The sequence below is a fragment of the Empedobacter sp. UBA7620 genome, assembly GCF_002484185.1.
Lineage (GTDB): Bacteria > Bacteroidota > Bacteroidia > Flavobacteriales > Weeksellaceae > Empedobacter > Empedobacter falsenii_C.
Map to the genome: position 1 here is coordinate 75,932 of NZ_DLJI01000053.1, position 18,226 is coordinate 94,157.

An 18,226-nucleotide genomic window follows, 5' to 3' on the forward strand; every position below is an offset into this window, starting at 1 on the left:
GAAAATAATCAACAAAATAAATTATTATGGGACTTAGAACTTTTTTGAAAAGAATTTTAGGAAAAACTGAAACTGCGATTGATGTTGCGGGAGATAAATTTGACGATGTTTCGGCAACTGTAAAAAAAGCAGGAACATTGATTGCAGATGACGCATCGGATTTTGCGCGTAAAACAATCAATAATATAAAAGATGCTTCGGGTGATTTGAAAGAACAATCGAAAGAAGCCGCTAGAGATTTTAAAGAAAGATCGAAACAAGATTATAACGAAGTAAAAGATATTGCGGAAAAGCAAATGAAAGAAACAAGTGCTTTTGTGAAAGAGAAAGTTTCGGATTTGAAAGAAACTTTTAAAGAAGAAAAAACAGAATTGGAAGAAAAAGCTGATGAGTTAAAAACAAAAGCCGAAAATAAATTAGACGAAGCTTCTGAAGACATTAAAAAAGAGACAAACGATTAAAAAGTCTTTATTTATCAAGTTTTATTACAATTTATAAATGTTAAATTTAACATTAGTTATTGATTATTATAAAATTGGTTTAATTTTTGATTTAATAATTTTTCCTCGAAATAATTAAAATGACTGAATACAAAGATCTCGAGCCCTCTACAAACCCTAAACATAAAAATGAATTCGTAAAGAATATTATTATTGCTGTTTTAGCAGTATCCTTGTTATTAGCTATTGGGTATATTGTATATTCTAAAGAAGCAAATGCAAAATCTTCGATAGAAATGCAAAGTGATATCAATGATTTGGAACGATCAAGAGAAATTCTGAAACAAGAATTACGTATTATTAGATCTGATTTTGATGATGCTAAAACTCGTGTTGTAAAAAAAGATTCTTCTTTAAGTTATCAAGATCGATTGATTTTGGAGAAACAAAAAGAGATTCAATCAATCTTAAATAAAGAAGGAATTACAAGTGGAGAATTGCAGCGTGCTAAACGTTTGATAACCTCTTTACAAGCAGATATTAAAGTTTATAAAGAAGAAATTGTTCGCTTGAAAGACGAAAATAAAAAGCTGACAAATAAGAATACAGAGTTGACTTCGGAAAATTCTCATTTAAATGAGCAGAAAAAAACTGTTGAATCAAATTTGAGTACTGAAAAAGAAAATCATCAGAATTTAATCAAAGAGACAAATTCTACTTTATCGATTTCAAATTATACGATTAAAGGGTTGCGAGTAAAATCAAGCGGAAAAGAAGTGGAAACAACGCGAGCAAGAAGAATTGATAAGGTTAGAGTATCTTTTGATTTGGATAAAAACTTGAATGCGACTTCAGAAACCAAAGAATTGTATGTTTCTATTTACAAACCAAGTGGCGAGATAGGAAAATTTAAAGGTGCTGATGCTGGTGAAACAACTTTACGTTCAGGATCTTCTGTAGAATATTCTGATCGTGTAAAAGTTAATTACAATAATATGTCTGGTTCAAGAGTTAATTTTGACTGGGTTGATTATGACTTTCCAAAAGGTGAATATAAAATCGATATTTACCAAAATGGATACAAAGTTGGTCAAAATGTGATTACACTTCGATAAATATTAAAATTATAAATACATAAAAAATCTCTTCAGTATTATTGAAGAGATTTTTTATTTTAATGAATTTCTTTATTCAACAATTAAGATGAAATAATTCTTTTTACCTTTTTGTAATAAAACGTATTTATCTGCGATTAAGTTTTCTGTTGTTAATACAAATTCTTCCGCTACTTTTTCTTTGTTTACAGAAATTGCGTTTGCTTTTAATTCGCGACGCGCTTCTGAATTTGATTTTAAGAAACCAGATTTTTCAGCCAAAGCAGTTACAATATCCAAACCAGCTTCGATATCAGCTTTTGCAATTGTTGCTTGAGGTACACCTTCGAAAACTGATAAGAAAGTATCTCCATCTAATTCTTTCAAATCTTCTGAAGTTGATTTTCCGAATAAAACTTGAGATGCTTTTTCTGCTTTGCGTAATTCTTCAACACCATGAACTAAAATTGTAATTTCAGTTGCTAATTTACGTTGTAATTCGCGTAAATGTGGCTCTTGACGATGACGCTCGATTAAATCATCAATCGCTTCTTTTTCTAAGAAAGTATAAATTTTGATGTAACGTTCTGCATCCGCATCCGCTTGATTTAACCAAAATTGGTAGAATTTATAAGGAGAAGTACGGTTTTTATCTAACCAAATATTTTCGCCACCTTCTGATTTTCCAAATTTAGTTCCGTCAGCTTTAGTTGTTAATGGACAAGTAAAAGCAAAAGCTTCACCTTGTACTGTACGACGAATTAATTCTGTTCCAGTTGTGATATTTCCCCATTGATCAGAACCTCCCATTTGCAATTTTGCACCTAATTCTTTGTACAAATGTAAATAATCATATCCTTGAATCAATTGATATGTAAATTCTGTGAAAGACATTCCGACATTCGATTCAGAAGAAAGTCTAGATTTTACAGAATCTTTCGCCATCATATAATTTACAGTAATGTGTTTTCCTACATTACGCGCAAAATCGATGAATGAAAAATCTTTCATCCAATCATAGTTATTCACCAATAAAGCTGAATTTCCATTATTTGTATCAAAATCTAAGAAACGAGACAATTGTGCTTTAATTCCAGCAACATATTTATTCAATGTTTCTTCGTCTAATAAACTTCTCTCTGCCGCTTTACCAGTAGGATCACCGATAAAACCAGTTGCACCACCAACCAAGGCGATTGGACGATGTCCGTGACGTTGCAAATGAACCAATAAGAAAATAGGAACCAAACTTCCCACGTGAAGAGAATCTGCTGTAGGATCGAAACCTACATAACCAGAAGTCATTTCTTTATTTAGTTGTTCTTCTGTCCCTGGCATAATATTGTGAACCAGTCCTCTCCAAGTCAATTCTTCAATTAATGGATTCATAGTATTTTAATATATTTTTTATCTAATTTTTACAAGATACAAAGTTATGATTTTTCAGTAGATTATAAATGATCTGTCAAAATAAAACTTATTTGATATATTTATTTAAAATTTGAATAAAAGGAATACATGCAAACACTTTTCGAGAACGAAAAATTCAAATGGATTAATTTACAAAATCCTACAAAAATTGAGTTGAATGAAATTGCTACAAAATATTGTTTTCAGAAATTAACGATTGAAGATAGTTTGGAGCCGGGGCATTTACCTAAATATGAATCAGATGATTCAAAAGTTTCGTTTTTGTTAATTCGTTTTTTTGATAAAGAACACCGTATGTTGAAAAACACTGTTCGAGAATTTAGTCACAAAATCAGTATTTACATCGGAGCAGATTTTATTGTGACTGTTCATCAAAAGGAAACGGATATTTTTGAAAAAATTCAGAAAAAATATTTAGCTAATACTGATCCTTCTAAAATCATTATCAAAGGAATTTTGTATCGTATTATTTCCGAAACCATCAAAACGTATGAAGAACCAGCATATCAAATGGACGAAGAAGTCAATCAACTCGAGCATTTGATTTTTACGGATGATTTTAGAAAAATTAAACTTCCTACCTTATATAAAATCAAACGAGAAGCTACAGCTTGCAAAAAAATATTAGATTATACGCTTGAAGCTCTGAAAGAATATCGCGCGGATAACAAAAAGACAAGTTCATCACAGGATTTGTACGAAGAAAACGTAAAAATGTTACACTTGCATTCACAAATTGTAGATGACGTACAAAGTTTGTTAACAATTTATCTTTCCTTAAATGGACAGAAATCTAACGAAATCATGCAAACGCTTACCGTTTTTTCGGCATTTTTCTTACCCTTAACTTTTATCGCTGGAATTTATGGAATGAATTTCGATTTCATGCCCGAGTTAAATTACAAATTAGGCTATCCAATTTGTTTACTTGTCATGTTATTAGTGGTAATTTTTATTTACTTTTGGTTCAGGAAAAAAAAATATTTATAATTCAGTATGATTTTCGTAACGGGAGGAACAGGTTTGGTTGGCGCGCATTTGTTGGTAGAATTGGCAAAAAAGCAACAACCTATTCGTGCTTTAAAACGAAAAACATCGAACACAGAAACCATCCAAAATTTCTTCGCGGAACAAAATGCTTCGCAATTTTATCAATTTATTCATTGGATTGATGGTGATTTGTTGGATGTAACTGAACTTCCGAATTTATTAGACGGAATCGAGACAATTTATCACGCTGCGGCCTTTGTTTCATTTGATGAACGTCAAGAAGAAGAAATTTTCAATACGAATATTTTAGGAACTGAATCTTTAGTAAATGAAGCGATTGATTCTGGCGTGAAAGAATTTTTCTTCATTAGTTCTATTGCTTCGATGGATGATTTGAATCCAGCAACTAAAATGATTGATGAGCGCTCTGGTTGGAACAATGGCTTGACGCATTCTTCTTATTCTATCTCAAAATTTAGAGCAGAAATGGAAGTTTGGCGTGCTTCACAAGAAGGGATTAAAGTCATTATTATTAATCCTGGCGTAATCATCGGAACTTTAGATACAAAACGTGCAAGCGAAAGTTTATTTCAACAAAATTCGTCAAAAAGCGATTATGCTCCTTCTGGCGGAACTGGTTTTGTTGATGTTCGCGATGTGGTGAAGATTTTTTTAGAATTAATTAATCAACAAGTTTACAATCAAAAATTTGTGGTAATTTCTGAAAATAAAAGTTACCGTGAAGTATTTGATCTTGTTTCGATCAATAGCAAACGTTCAGTTAAAAACGTTTCGAATACAACCTTGAAAATCATTAAAAATCTATCTATTTTTAGTCGAATTTTTGGTGGAAAATATATGACAAAAGCGAATTATTATTCGTTGACAACTTATACCAAATATGACAATTCTAAAGTTAAAAATTTGCTTCAATACGAATTTATTCCAATCAAAGAAGCAATTGATTATCATTATAAACGCTTTCAAAAGCTGAATTCTACAAAATAGTTTACTTTTGTTTTATGGAACAACAATTCATTTCAACACTTTCAATAACTGCTTCGGAATTAAAATCAGGAAGCGTTTCGGCTAAAAGTCCATCAAATATTGCGTTGGTAAAATATTGGGGAAAAAAGAAAAATCAAATTCCTACCAATAGCTCTATCAGCTACACATTAACGAATAGCTACACAGAAACTGAATTAAAATTTTCACCAAAAACGTCGGATACTTTCGAAGTTGAAGTTTATTTGGAAGGTGAATTGAAAGAAAGTTTTGCTCCAAAAATCATTACTTTTTTTGAAAGAATTACAGCATATATTCCATTTTTGAATCAATACAAATTTGAAATTCGCACACACAATTCTTTTCCACATAGTTCTGGAATTGCTTCTTCAGCTTCTGGAATGTCGGCAATGGCTTTGTGTTTAGTTCAAATTGAGAATATTTTAGGAGCTAATTTATCTGAAGAAGATGCCTTAAAAAAAGCTTCTTTCTTGGCACGTTTAGGTTCTGGAAGTGCTTGTCGTTCGGTTTACAAAGGTTTAGTTGAATGGGGAGAAAATGATTTTATCGAAGGAAGCTCAGATTTATTTGGAACAAAATATCCAGATGTCGAAATTCATGATGTTTTCAAAACTTTTCACGACACCATTTTATTGATTCACGAAGGTCAAAAATCGGTTTCTTCTACTGTTGGTCACAATTTGATGAACGGACATCCGTATGCTGAACGTCGTTTTGTGGAAGCAAACGAAAACTTAAAGGCGTTATTGCCAATTTTAAAATCTGGTGATATCAAAGCTTTTGGAGAATTGGTAGAACACGAAGCTTTGACATTACACGCGATGATGATGATGTCGAATCCTGCATTTATTTTGATGAAACCAAATACAGTTGCGGCTTTAGAAAAACTGTGGGAATTCCGTCGTGAGACTGGAAATCATTTGTATTTTACATTAGATGCTGGTGCAAATGTACATTTATTGTATCCTGAGCAAGATGCGGAAGCGATTGAAATCTTCATCGAAAATGAATTAAAACAATTCTGTCAAAACGGAAATTATATAAAAGATAAAGTGAGTTTTTAATCACTTCTAAAACAAAAAAGGTTGTCAATTTATTTGATGACCTTTTTTTATATGATTTAGTTTTAAAATATAAAGATGTTATTTTTAACACTTTAAATAATTGTTTAATAATGGATTATATTGTTTTTGTTTTGAATATTTTTGCTCGTTGCGTCGTTATTATTTGATAAAACAAGTTTATCTTAGTCATTATCAAAAATTAACACATGAAACAACTTTCATTTTTTTCTCTATTAGCCACACTTGCGGTTTCCAATTTTGTTTCTGCTCAAAATAGTTTCATTCCTCAACCTCAACAATTAGAATTGAAGAAAGGAACTTTAGTTTTAGGAAATAAAATTACGATTAATCCAGATCCAAATTTTCCTGAAATAGATTATTTAATGAAACAATTCAAATCAATTACTGGTAAAAATCTAACGAAAACTACTTCTAACAATTTCGATAATACAATTAATATAATTTATTTGGCTGCTCCAGAAAATAGTAACGAAGAATATTATGAATTAGATATTAATCAAAATGGAATTTCGATTGCTGCGCCCACAAATCGAGGGATTTTTCATGGAATACAAACACTTTTACAATTAATAGAAGAACATAAATCGGATCTCAAATTACCATATCTCAAAATAAAAGACGAACCAAAATTTGCGTATCGCGGAATGCATTTAGATGTTTGTCGTCATTTTTTTACGGTAGATGAGGTTAAGAATTATTTGGATTATTTGGCGGCTTACAAATACAATAAATTTCATTGGCATTTGACTGATGATCAAGGTTGGCGAATTGAAATTAAAAAATATCCGAAGTTAACAGAAGTTGGCGCATGGCGAAATGGATCGCAGGTTGGTGCGTATTCGGATATGAAATTTGATGATAAAAAATATGGTGGATTTTACACGCAAGAGCAGATAAAAGAGGTGGTTGCGTATGCGGCGAAATTGCATATAGATGTTATTCCAGAAATCGAAATGCCAGGTCATGCGCAGGCTGCGTTAGCGGCTTATCCTAATTTAGGTTGTACAGATGAGAAGTTAGAAGTATGGAAAACGTGGGGAGTTTCGGAAGATATTTTTTGTCCAAAAGAAGAAACGTTTCAGTTTTTGCAAGATGTCATGGATGAGGTAATTCCGCTTTTTCCGTATGAATATGTACATATTGGAGGTGATGAGGCGCCAAAGAAACGTTGGAAAGAAAGTGCGTTTGTACAAGATTTGATGAAAAAATTGAACATCAAAGATGAGTTGCATATGCAAAGTTATTTCATCACGCGAATGGAGAAATACATCAATAGTAAAGGGAAGCAAATTATTGGTTGGGATGAAATCCTTGAAGGAGGTTTAGCACCAAATGCAACGGTGATGAGTTGGACAGGAATTGAAGGGGGAATTCATGCTGCGAAAACAAAACATAAGGCAATTATGACGCCAACTTCTACCAATTATTTTGATTATTATCAAGGAAATCCCGAAACCGAACCTTTGTCTATTGGTGGAAATTTACGCTTGCAAAAAGTGTATGCCTATAATCCTATTCCGAAAGAATTGACTGAAGAAGAAGCAAAGTATATTTGGGGAACGCAAGGAAATTTATGGACAGAATATATTTTAGATTTTCCGCATGTTCAACATATGATTTTTCCACGTATGATGGCACTTTCAGAAGTTGCTTGGGGAACTTCAAAACCTGATGAATACAAGAATTTTGAGAATCGTGTAATTCGTCATTTTGCGATTTTAGATGAAAAAGGAATCAAACATAGTACGGCGATTTATGAGGTGGATGGAAAAGCTTCTGTTGACCAAAATGGAAAAATAAAATATGAGTTGAGTTCGGCGAATGAACCTTCACGAATTCGTTTTACAACAGATGGTTCAGAGCCAACTATTAATTCGAATGTGTATCAAAAACCGTTAGAAATTACGAAATCTCAAACCGTAAAATCGGCTTATTTTGAAGATGGAAAAAAAGTAAGCGCAACAACTTCTCAGGACTTTGTTATTACGAAATCAACAGCCAAAAAAATCACATTAGAGCATCAACCTGCTGAGGCATATTCGGTTGGTGGAACGTCTACTTTGGTGGATGGAATAAAAGGAAGTCTTAAAAATCATGGTAAATCGTGGTTAGGTTTTTCTGGAAAAGATGTGATTGCAACAATAGATTTCAAAACTAAAATGGAGTTTTCTACTATTCAATTTTCCACCTTAGACCGTAAAGGAAGTTGGATTTATCTTCCGAAATCTGTTAAAGCGCTGATTTCGGATAATGGAAAAGATTTTAAAGAAATTAAAACTATTTCATCTCCTGAAATCGAAAAATCAAATGGAATAATGAAGATTAATTTACAAAAACAACAAGCGAAATATCTTAAGCTTGTGATTGAAAATTTAGGAATAATTCCAAATGGACAAGCTGGTGCAGGAAATAAGGCATGGTTATTTATTGATGAAATTTCGGTTGAATAAACACAAAATAGTCAAAACCAAAAAAGCAAGCTACAAGAGCTTGCTTTTTGTTTTGAAAACTATTTTTTTATTTCAATTGAGATAGAAATTTTTTTATGGCTTCTGAAAGATTTCCGTTCGAATTTTCTAAAACACGTAAAAAAGCACTTCCGACAATTGCTCCATTTGCGTAATTCCATGCTTTTTCTACATCAGCTTTTGTCGAAATTCCAAATCCAATTTGATGTGGTTTTGTCAAACCTAAATTTTTAACATTTGACAAAAAATCTTCGTTATAATTAGATTGTGTTGCGCCAGTTGTAGCTGAACTCGAAACGATATAAACAAATCCAGAAGTTGCATCATTAATCTCTTTAATGCGTTTTTCTGTTGTTAAAGGTGTAATTAGAAAAGTAACTTTTTGATCGTATTTATCAAATAATTCTTTGTGTTGCGCCAAGTAAATTTCGTACGGCATATCAGGTAAAATCAAGCCTGAAACTCCACTTTCTTGACAATTTTGTAAGAATTTTTCTAATCCAAATGTCATCACTTGGTTATAATAACCCATCAAAACAATTGGTGCAGAAATTTCATTTTGAACCGATTTTAATTGCTCAAACAAAATATCCAATGTCATTCCGTTTGCTAACGCTTTTTCGCTTGTAGCCTGTATTGTTGGACCATCAGCCAAAGGATCAGAATATGGGATTCCGACTTCGATAATGTCAACATTATTTTGATCTAATTCTTTTAAAATAACAGGGGTATCCGATAAATTCGGATACCCAGCTGTTGTGTATATTGTAATGAGGTTTTTATTTTTTTGACTAAATAATTGCTCTAATTTGTTCATTTTTATTTTGCTTGTTTTAATAAGATTGTATAGACTGGAAAGTGGTCAGAATAACCGTTTGCACGATAAGTATCGCCGCTCCACATACGGTTAGGGAATCCTTTATATGCACCTTCTGTCGCTTTTAAATAATCTTTGTTGTAAATTTCAGTTTTGAAGATTTTATACGTTGAATAATCTTTATTTTTTGTAACCAATGATGAAGTCGAGATAAATTGATCAAATAGATTCCAAGCATCACGATAAGCTAAAGTACCAACACCTTTTTTATATAAAGGTAACATAGGGTCATAATACCCGCTATCCGAAACTTTAGCAATTTCTCCTGCTGGATCAAATGTATTTTTAATACTTGGAGAAATAGGATCATCATTAAAATCACCCATTGCAATTACTTTTGCATTTGGATTCTTAGATTTTAACTCATCAAAAATTCCTTTCATCACCTTTGCTGCTTCCATACGAGCTGGCATCGAAACTTTTTCTCCTCCACTACGAGAAGGCCAGTGATTTACTAAAAAAGTGATTTCTTCACCGTCTAATAAACCTGTAACTTGTAGAATATCACGCGTATATTTTCGTTTACCTTCAGCATCATAATTGAAAATAGGATGAGGTCTTGCATCAATTACTTTGAAACGAGATTTTTGATACAATAAACCTGTATCAACTCCACGTGCATCAAATGAATTAAAATGAACAACACCATAATCGTATTTTTTCAAAGCAGAGCTTTTTGCTAAATCTTCTAAAGTTTCTCTTGTCTCAATCTCGCAAATACCAACGATTACTGGAGCAGAACCTGTAACATCTGCACCTAATTCGCTAATAACTTTTGAAATATTATTGACTTTCTGGAAATATTTTTCTGTATTCCATCTTTTATTTCCGTTTGGTAAAAATTCTTCTTGAAGAATTAATGGACGGATAATTTTCTTTCCTTTTATATTTTCGTACGTATAACTTTGTTTGAATTCTTCTGTTTCGTACTTCGAAATGTCAGATTCAGCAATCTGAATGTGGTAATTTTTGTCATTAAAAGGTAAAGTTCCATTTACATATCCAACTGATTTTATGGTGTCAAAAAGATTCTCGACATTATAAAAAGCTACAGTTGCACTTGAATATTTGCTTTGAGCTTTAACATTTAACGTTAAGAATAAATTAAAAATTATTAATAAAGTTAAAGATTTATTAATTTTAAACATATGTTATTAATTATGAATTTACTAAATTTGTTGTCCTATTTTTTTCGATGAAGGAAATAAATAGCTAATTTATAAATAAAAATTCGTTTGAATGAACAAATTATTGTTAAGTCTTTCAGTCTTTGCTGCAACTGTCGCTATGGCGCAGGCGCAAACAAAGGTTACTGGGGTAGCAAAAAATGCTGCTACAGGTGAAGAGGTTTATAACCTCACTGTACGTTTGGACGGAGGAGCAGTAAGCGATGCTGCTATCACCGATCGTATAGGATATTTTCAGTTTGTAGATATTCCGGATGGAACGTACAAATTACAAGTTTATGGCGTGGGCTATGACCCATATGAAAAAGAAATCACTGTAGCAGGGCAAAAAGAGCTTGACTTAGGTGATATTAAATTAACATTTAATCCAAATACAGCAGAAGTTGGAATTATTACATTAACAGATGATGAATTATCTGATGATGAAAGTTCGACAGCTTCAAATTCAGGACTTTTACAATCTTCACGTGATGTTTTTGCTCGCGTATCTGCGTACGAATTAGGTTCGTATTGGTTTAAACCAAGAGGTTTAGACAACAAATATAATGATGTATTATTCAATGGAGTTCGTATGAATAAAATGGATAATGGTCGTGCAACTTTTAATAACTGGGGAGGTCTGAATGATGTTACTCGTCGTCCAGATGAGTTAACATACGGAATCGAACCTTCTAATTATGCTTTTGGAGATTTAGGGGGAGTTACAAATTTTGATACTCGTCCTTCAACAATGCGTAAGGGAGTAAGTTTGGCTTATTCTAGTACAAATCGTTCATACAGAAACCGTGTAATGGCTACATATAATACGGGATTGATGGATAATGGTTGGGCGTTTATGGTTTCTGGAAGTAGACGTTGGGCAGAAGAAGGTATTATAGAAGGTACTTTTTATGATGCATACGCTTACTACTTAGGAGTTGAGAAAAAGTTTAATGAAAAACATACCTTAAACTTCACAAGTTTTGGTGCGCCAACTCGTCGTTCTACAGGTTCACCTAATACACAAGAAGTTGTGGATATGATGGGGATTTATTACAATTCTTATTGGGGATGGCAAGATGGTGAAAAACGTAACGAACGTGTAAAGAAAACTTTCGAACCAATTAATATGTTGACGCATCATTGGAATATTAACAATAAATCAAAATTAACAACAACAGTTTCTTATCAATTTGGTAAAGAAAGTAGTTCTCGTTTAGATTGGTTTGCAGGAAATAATCCTTCTCCAGTTTACTATCGTAATTTACCATCTTATTTTGCGTATAGTGGAGCAAGTCAAGGTGCTATAAATAACCAAACTGAATTATGGAGAAGTGGTCAAATTTCTCAAATAGATTGGACAAGTTTATATGAAGCTAATATTAACAATGCTGGGAGATCTGTTTATTGGTTGACTGCTGATGTTAACGAAGATAAAACAGCAACTGCTTATACAAATTTTCAGACAGAGTTAGCACCTAATATAGATTTGACAATTGCAGCGTCTTATCAAAATACGAAATCTCAACTATACCGTGAAATACAAGATTTATTAGGTGGACAATATGTTGAGAATAAAGATAACTTTACTCATGCTAGATTTAATATTTTAGACCCTGATTATCAACCAACAAAAGGACAGCGTCAAGGATATAATTATGAAATTAATCGTGATTATGCAGATTTATTCATGCAATCTAAAATAAAAGGAAAATTTTTAGACGTAACAATTGGTATGAAAGCTGCTTTGACTAAGTTTTATCGTGAAGGTAAATGGATGCACCAATCATATCAGCAGACTTCTTACGGTAAAAGTAAAACGTATGATTTCTTAGATTTTGGGGTGAAATCTAATTTCTTAGTAAAATTAGATGGACGTAATTTTATCCAAGCAAATGTAATGTATCAAACAGAAGCGCCAACTTCTGATGAGATTTTTCCAAATGCTCGTGTAACTAACGTAACGGTAGATGGAGTAGAAAGTGCAAAAATATTCTCAAGTGACTTATCATATATTTTAAGAGCTCCACGTATTAAAGCTCGTGCAACGGCTTTTTACACAAGAACAAAAGACGAAATCGAGAAAGCATTTGGTTATATCGATGGAGCAAATGACCAAGTCTTTGTTTCAGAAGTTATGACAGGTGTTGGAAAAGAATATTTGGGAACAGAATTAGCGGTAGAAGCACAAGTATTACCAGTACTTACAGTTTCTGCAGTAGCTTCTATTGGTCAATATGTTTACAAAGACAACCCTAGTTATAATTTATATTCTGATGATTATGTGAAACCTGGAAACATTGGAGTTCCTTACCAAAACTTCGGAACTGCTTATCTTCATAATTATAAAGTAGGAAGCGGACCACAATCTGGTTTCTCTTTAAGTGCAGAGTACCGTGATCCTAAATTCTGGTGGATTGGTGTATCTGGAAATTTATTAGCAAATAATTACATAGATCCTGCAGCTTTTCGTAGAACTGTAAATTTCTTTACGAATGAATATGGAGAATTATATGATATTAATGATCAAGATTTAAAAGCTGCTTTAAAGCAAGAAAAGTTGAGTAACGAATTCATGTTAAATATTAATATGGGTAAAACATTTCGTATAGGTAAATATTCTGCAGGAATTTCAGGAACAATTAATAATGTGTTGAATAACAAAAATTATGTAACAGGAGGTTTCGAACAATTAAGAGTTGGGAAATATACGAATGCTATCGATCCTAATTATCGTACATTATTTGGGCCAAAAATGTTCTACGGAATGGGTACAACATATTTTGCAAATGTTTATTTCAGATTCTAAATAAAATATTAACAACGAATACAATTAAAAATGAATACAATATCAAAATTAACAATAGCAAGTCTTTTGAGTTTAGGCTTATTTGTAACTCAATCGTGTGTACAGGATGATGATTATGCAACACCTCCAATTGAGTGTGCTGATAAATTAACAGCAAATATTACAATAGCAGATTTAACAACTAAAGTAACTTCTGGGCAATTAAAACTTGACTCAAATGGAGCAGTAGCAGAAGATCTTGTAATGGATGCTTATGTAATTTCAAGTGATGAAACAGGAAATTTTTATAAAACAATTTCTTTACAAGACAAAATTGAAGATCCAACAACAGGTATCCAAATTGAAATTGATGGAGCTAATTTATATGCTAATTATCCTTTAGGTGCTAGAATTCAAATTAGTTTAAAAGGACTTGTTGTAGCAAAGGATAGAGGAATTATGAAAATCGGTTCTGTAGATCCTACTTATGCTGTAGGTCGTATACCATCTGCAAACATGAAAAAATATATTTTTAAAACATGTGATCCAATAAAAACGATCACTCCAAAAGTATACAATAGCTTATCAGATGCTTTGAAAGCAGGAAATTTGAATACCTTAGTTACAATCAAAAATGTTCAGTTTCAAGATCCAGATACAGATAAAACTTATGGAGTAGAAGCTACAACTGTTAATCGTGTACTAGTTGATAAAACAGGTAAAACAGTTGACTTACGTAATTCTGGATATGCTAAATGGTATAATGAAGAATTACCTAAAGGTAGTGGAGAGATTACTGTAGTTGTTAGTATTTACAATTCAACTTATCAAGTTTATATCCGCGATACAAAAGATGTGAAATTCGATCAGCCTCGTTTTGACGTTGGAGGAGGACAAAATCCAGGTGAAGGAAATAATTCTGAAGCTGCAAATTTATTATTCAAAGGTTCTGATTTCAATGTTTGGGCTGACTTTTTATCTTCTATTAACTCTTTTGGCTTAGTGAAAGATACCTATGCAACTAGCGGAGTTGGTGTTGGTAGAGATAACACAAATGCATTACTTTTAAAAGGAACACCAAAAGCAAATGATTACGTATTTACAACTATTGTAAATAATACAATTCCTGCAACTCCAAAGAAAATTACATTTTATGTAAAAGGAACATCTGGGAAATCATTGTCACTAAATGTGTATAAATCTGATAAAAAATACGTAGTATATAATGTAGGAGATTTATCTAATGCAAATGTATCTTTATCTCCAATTGATGCAAATCAATATACAGGTAAAATTGATACAAAAGGTGAATGGGTTCTTGTGACTCTAAATATTGAAGGAGTAGATATTCAAAAAACTGCTGGTGAAAATATTTTTGCACTAAAAGTAGGAAAAGATGAAGCTTATGATTTAGTTATCGATAATATCAAAATTGACTAATTAATCAGTTTCAATACTATAATATCTAAGGCAACCAATTGGTTGCCTTTTTTTTGTTTTTATTAGGTTAATAAATTCCTAAATATTCTTCATTTTTTAACGTGATTTCACATTATGAAATGTATAAAATTCAAATAAAAATTAACTATTAATATATATTGATTTTGTTTAATTCAAAAAAAATTAACATAAAATCAATTTTAATTTTATTAAAAAAAGTTAAAAAAATGTATTAAAAATGTCAATAATGTATTTAAAATTAAAAAAATGATAAAAAAAAGAGTTTAATGTCTTATTTAGATAAAATGTTAATTATATATCATTTTGTTTTTTTCTCTAAAAAATAATGTTCAGATTTGTTACCCTATTTTATAAAAATAAGACTATGAGGAGAAGAATCACATCTTTGAGTTTGTTGGCTTTCTTAGGTTTAGGAACAGCTGCATTTGCTCAAGTAACAGGTGTTGTAAATGACGCAGATAATTTTCCGGAAGCGGATGTAGAAGTATCTGTAAAAGGTACGGACAAAGTTGTCTATACTGACCAAGACGGAAAATTCGACATTGATGCTAAAATTGGAGATATTTTAGTTGTTAATGGAAAAGAATTTAGTGTTACAAGTAACGCTTTAGGTACATTAAAGTACGCTGCTGCTACAAATTCTACGGTTGATTTAGGTGAAGTTGTTGTAAAATCTATTTTCAATGCTCCATCTAAATCAGGTGTAACAACTGTAAAAGCAAAAGATTTAGAACAGATGAATCCATCTGTATCTATTGACCAAATGTTAGGAGGAAAAGTAGCAGGTTTATCATCTCAAGCAATGAGTGGTGCTCCTGGAGCAACAGCTAATGTTACTATTCGTGGAGCAATTGGTTTGAATGGCGGTGTAAAATCTCCATTATATGTTGTTGACGGAACATACATGACTGCTGATGATGTAAATGCAATTAACCCAGCTGACATCGAAGAGGTAAAAGTATTGAAAGATGCTTCTCAATTAGCAATTTTCGGTTCTCGTGGAGCGAATGGTGTTATCATTATGAAAACAAAATCTGCGAAAAAAGGAGAATCTACAATTTCATATTCTGCACGTATCGGAATGAATGAAATGATGAATTTACCAAACATCAATTTGATGAATGCAAATCAATTATTAAACTACCAAAATGGTTTAAGCAAATTGACTGATGCAAATGGTGAAGCTTTAGGTTTAGGTATTGCACGTTCTGCAGAAGAAATTGCAACTTTATCTAAAAATAATCACAAGTGGTCTGACGATTTATACAAAAATGGTCTTACGACATCACATTTTGTTTCTGTAAACAAGAACGATGGTGATACAGCGCATAACTTTTCTATTGGTTATGATAAAAACGAAGGTGCTGTAGAATACTATAATGGAATGGAGAGAATTACTGCTTCATTAAACATTACAAGTAAAGCGAAAGAATGGTTAAGATACGGAATTAATTTAAACGGATCTTACACTACAATTGATGCGCCTCGTGACCGTGTTAATGCACAGTCTCCATTCTACAATACGTTATTGAATCGACCGTATACAACATTCTACAAAATGGATGCGAATGGAGATTATTTGTTAGATGCTGACGGTAATCGTATTTACAATTCAGGTGGAAATACAATGGGTTATGCAGTTGCAGATGAAATGGAAAAAACTGATGCACAAACAAGATATTTACGTATTTATGGTACAGGTTTTGTTGAAGCTGATTTATGGAAAAATGTTTCTGCACGTACAACTTTAGGAGCTACTTACAATAGAATTCAATACGAAAACTATCTAAAACCATCTGCTGCTCTTTCTCAATTATTAGGTGACGGAGGATCTAAAACAGATAGAAGTACAGATCGTTTTGATTACAACTGGCGTAATGAGGTTTCTTACGAAAATACTTTTGGAGGTAAACATCATTTACGTGTAACAGCTGCATCTGAGTATATCAACCAAAGTTTGTACTCAATGACAATGTATGGATCAACATTTCCTAATGACAATTTATCTACACAAGGTTTAGCAGTAAATATTGGTCAAGATTCATTTACGAATCGTTGGAGAGTTACTAAATTTGGTTATTTAGGAGCTGCATCTTATGATTTCGCAAACAAATATTTTGTAGATGCTTACATTCGTCGCGATGGTACTTCATTAGCTGGTTTAAATAGTAAATATGGTACTTTCTGGGGAGCTGCTTTAGGATGGAACATTGCTAAGGAAGGTTTCTTAAGAGATTCTAAAGCTGTTAATAATTTAACACTTAAAGCTTCTTATGGAGAAGTAGGTGATGACTCTGCAATTGCTCGTTACGCTAACTTAACTTTATTACAATTAGATCAAACTTACAACGGACAAGCAACTGCTTTTCCTGATGGAAATTTATCTAATCTTAATACAACTTGGGAAACAAACAGAAAATTAAATATTGGATTGGACTATGGATTCTTCGGAAATCGTTTAACAGGTGCTTTAGCATACTTTAATGACGTTCGTTCTAACTTCATTTTTAATCAATATTTACCAGTTGAAGCGGGTGGATTTACAACATACATTAATGCTGGTAAATTAGCTACAAACGGATTCGAGTTTGATATGAATTATGATGTAATTCGTTCAAAAAACTTTGATTTATCTGTTTATGGAAATATCACAACTTTAAAATATAAAGTAAACAAATTGGCAGATAGTCAAGATATGTTATTGGTTGATAGTTCTTACGAAAATTTAGCTCACGTTGCAGGTGGTAAACCATACCAATTCTATTTAGTACGTTATGCTGGTATTGATTCAGCTACAGGTAAAGACTTGTACTTGGACAAAGATGGTAATGTAACAGATACTTATGATGGTGGTGATGCTGTAGCAACTAACAAAACGCCGCTTCCTACATTAATGGGAGGTTTTGGTTTGAATGCTAAATTGTACGGATTCGATATCAATGCAGACTTTACTTATTCTGCTGGTGGATACATGTACAACAATACATATCAATACTTAACAGATCCAGTTTCTACAAATAATAAAGTAGTTGAAGCTGCAAATTACTGGACTGCTGAAGGAGATAATGCACAATTTTCTCGTCCAACAGTAAACGGTACAGAATATTCTACAAAATATTTAGAAAGTTCAGATTATATCGCTTTCCGTAGTTTATCATTAGGATACAATTTTACAAATTTAGTAAAAGGAACATTTATTAAGAATTTAAGAATGTTTGCTCAAGTTCAAAACTTAGCATTGTGGACAAATTACCACGGGAATCCAATCGCAGGTACAGGTACAAGCGAAAGTAGTACAACAACATCTGCAGGATATGTGTCTAACTCATTTACAGCATTCTCGTACCCATTAGTACGTTCTTATTCTGTAGGATTTAATGTATCATTCTAAATAATTGTA

The 18,226-nt window shown here is 32.1% G+C and carries 12 protein-coding genes; 9 read left to right on the forward strand and 3 right to left on the reverse strand.

Annotated features, from left to right (window positions below):
- Positions 1–26 precede the first annotated feature (26 nt).
- Both B2217_RS13675 and B2217_RS13680 read left to right on the forward strand, forming a co-directional pair.
- Positions 27–461, forward strand: a complete 435-nt coding sequence (locus B2217_RS13675) for a hypothetical protein (RefSeq protein ID WP_038336372.1) — start codon at positions 27–29, stop codon at positions 459–461.
- Positions 462–580: 119 nt separating this feature from the next.
- Positions 581–1,555, forward strand: coding sequence for a hypothetical protein (locus B2217_RS13680; RefSeq protein WP_280035376.1), 975 nt, complete (start codon positions 581–583; stop codon positions 1,553–1,555).
- A gap of 72 nt (positions 1,556–1,627) precedes the next feature.
- Here the strand turns inward: B2217_RS13680 and tyrS are convergent, their stop codons facing one another.
- The gene (tyrS, locus tag B2217_RS13685; protein ID WP_125350013.1) at positions 1,628–2,923 is read right to left on the reverse strand and encodes a tyrosine--tRNA ligase; all 1,296 of its coding nucleotides are present in this window, start codon (positions 2,921–2,923) and stop codon (positions 1,628–1,630) included.
- A 129-nt stretch (positions 2,924–3,052) separates the two neighbouring features.
- Between tyrS and B2217_RS13690 the strand changes: the two genes are divergently transcribed.
- The 4 genes from B2217_RS13690 (at position 3,053) to B2217_RS13705 (ending at position 8,516) form a co-directional block, all read left to right on the forward strand.
- A complete protein-coding gene (locus tag B2217_RS13690; protein ID WP_280050043.1) occupies positions 3,053–3,955 on the forward strand; it encodes a CorA family divalent cation transporter in 903 nt (300 codons plus the stop codon).
- A 6-nt stretch (positions 3,956–3,961) separates the two neighbouring features.
- The gene (locus B2217_RS13695; protein WP_291122883.1) at positions 3,962–4,963 is read left to right on the forward strand and encodes an NAD-dependent epimerase/dehydratase family protein; all 1,002 of its coding nucleotides are present in this window, start codon (positions 3,962–3,964) and stop codon (positions 4,961–4,963) included.
- 14 nt (positions 4,964–4,977) lie between these two features.
- Positions 4,978–6,045: a diphosphomevalonate decarboxylase gene (gene mvaD / locus B2217_RS13700; RefSeq protein WP_291122885.1), complete on the forward strand. Its 1,068-nt coding sequence runs from the start codon at positions 4,978–4,980 to the stop codon at positions 6,043–6,045.
- Positions 6,046–6,251: 206 nt separating this feature from the next.
- Complete coding sequence (locus B2217_RS13705; RefSeq protein ID WP_180905361.1) at positions 6,252–8,516, forward strand: family 20 glycosylhydrolase; 2,265 nt, start codon at positions 6,252–6,254, stop codon at positions 8,514–8,516.
- Between the two features lie 67 nt (positions 8,517–8,583).
- Here the strand turns inward: B2217_RS13705 and trpA are convergent, their stop codons facing one another.
- Together trpA and B2217_RS13715 are read right to left on the reverse strand one after the other, a co-directional pair.
- Positions 8,584–9,351, reverse strand: coding sequence for a tryptophan synthase subunit alpha (trpA, locus tag B2217_RS13710; RefSeq protein ID WP_180905360.1), 768 nt, complete (start codon positions 9,349–9,351; stop codon positions 8,584–8,586).
- Positions 9,352–9,353: 2 nt separating this feature from the next.
- Positions 9,354–10,559, reverse strand: a complete 1,206-nt coding sequence (locus tag B2217_RS13715; protein WP_180905359.1) for an endonuclease — start codon at positions 10,557–10,559, stop codon at positions 9,354–9,356.
- 91 nt (positions 10,560–10,650) lie between these two features.
- Between B2217_RS13715 and B2217_RS13720 the strand changes: the two genes are divergently transcribed.
- The 3 genes from B2217_RS13720 (at position 10,651) to B2217_RS13730 (ending at position 18,217) form a co-directional block, all read left to right on the forward strand.
- Complete coding sequence (locus tag B2217_RS13720) at positions 10,651–13,386, forward strand: carboxypeptidase regulatory-like domain-containing protein (protein WP_180905358.1); 2,736 nt, start codon at positions 10,651–10,653, stop codon at positions 13,384–13,386.
- Positions 13,387–13,416: 30 nt separating this feature from the next.
- Positions 13,417–14,805, forward strand: a complete 1,389-nt coding sequence (locus tag B2217_RS13725; RefSeq protein ID WP_280050038.1) for a DUF5689 domain-containing protein — start codon at positions 13,417–13,419, stop codon at positions 14,803–14,805.
- Positions 14,806–15,190: 385 nt separating this feature from the next.
- On the forward strand, positions 15,191–18,217 hold the full coding sequence (locus B2217_RS13730; RefSeq protein WP_291122887.1) for a SusC/RagA family TonB-linked outer membrane protein: 3,027 nt from the start codon (positions 15,191–15,193) through the stop codon (positions 18,215–18,217).
- The last annotated feature ends 9 nt before the right edge of the window (positions 18,218–18,226 follow it).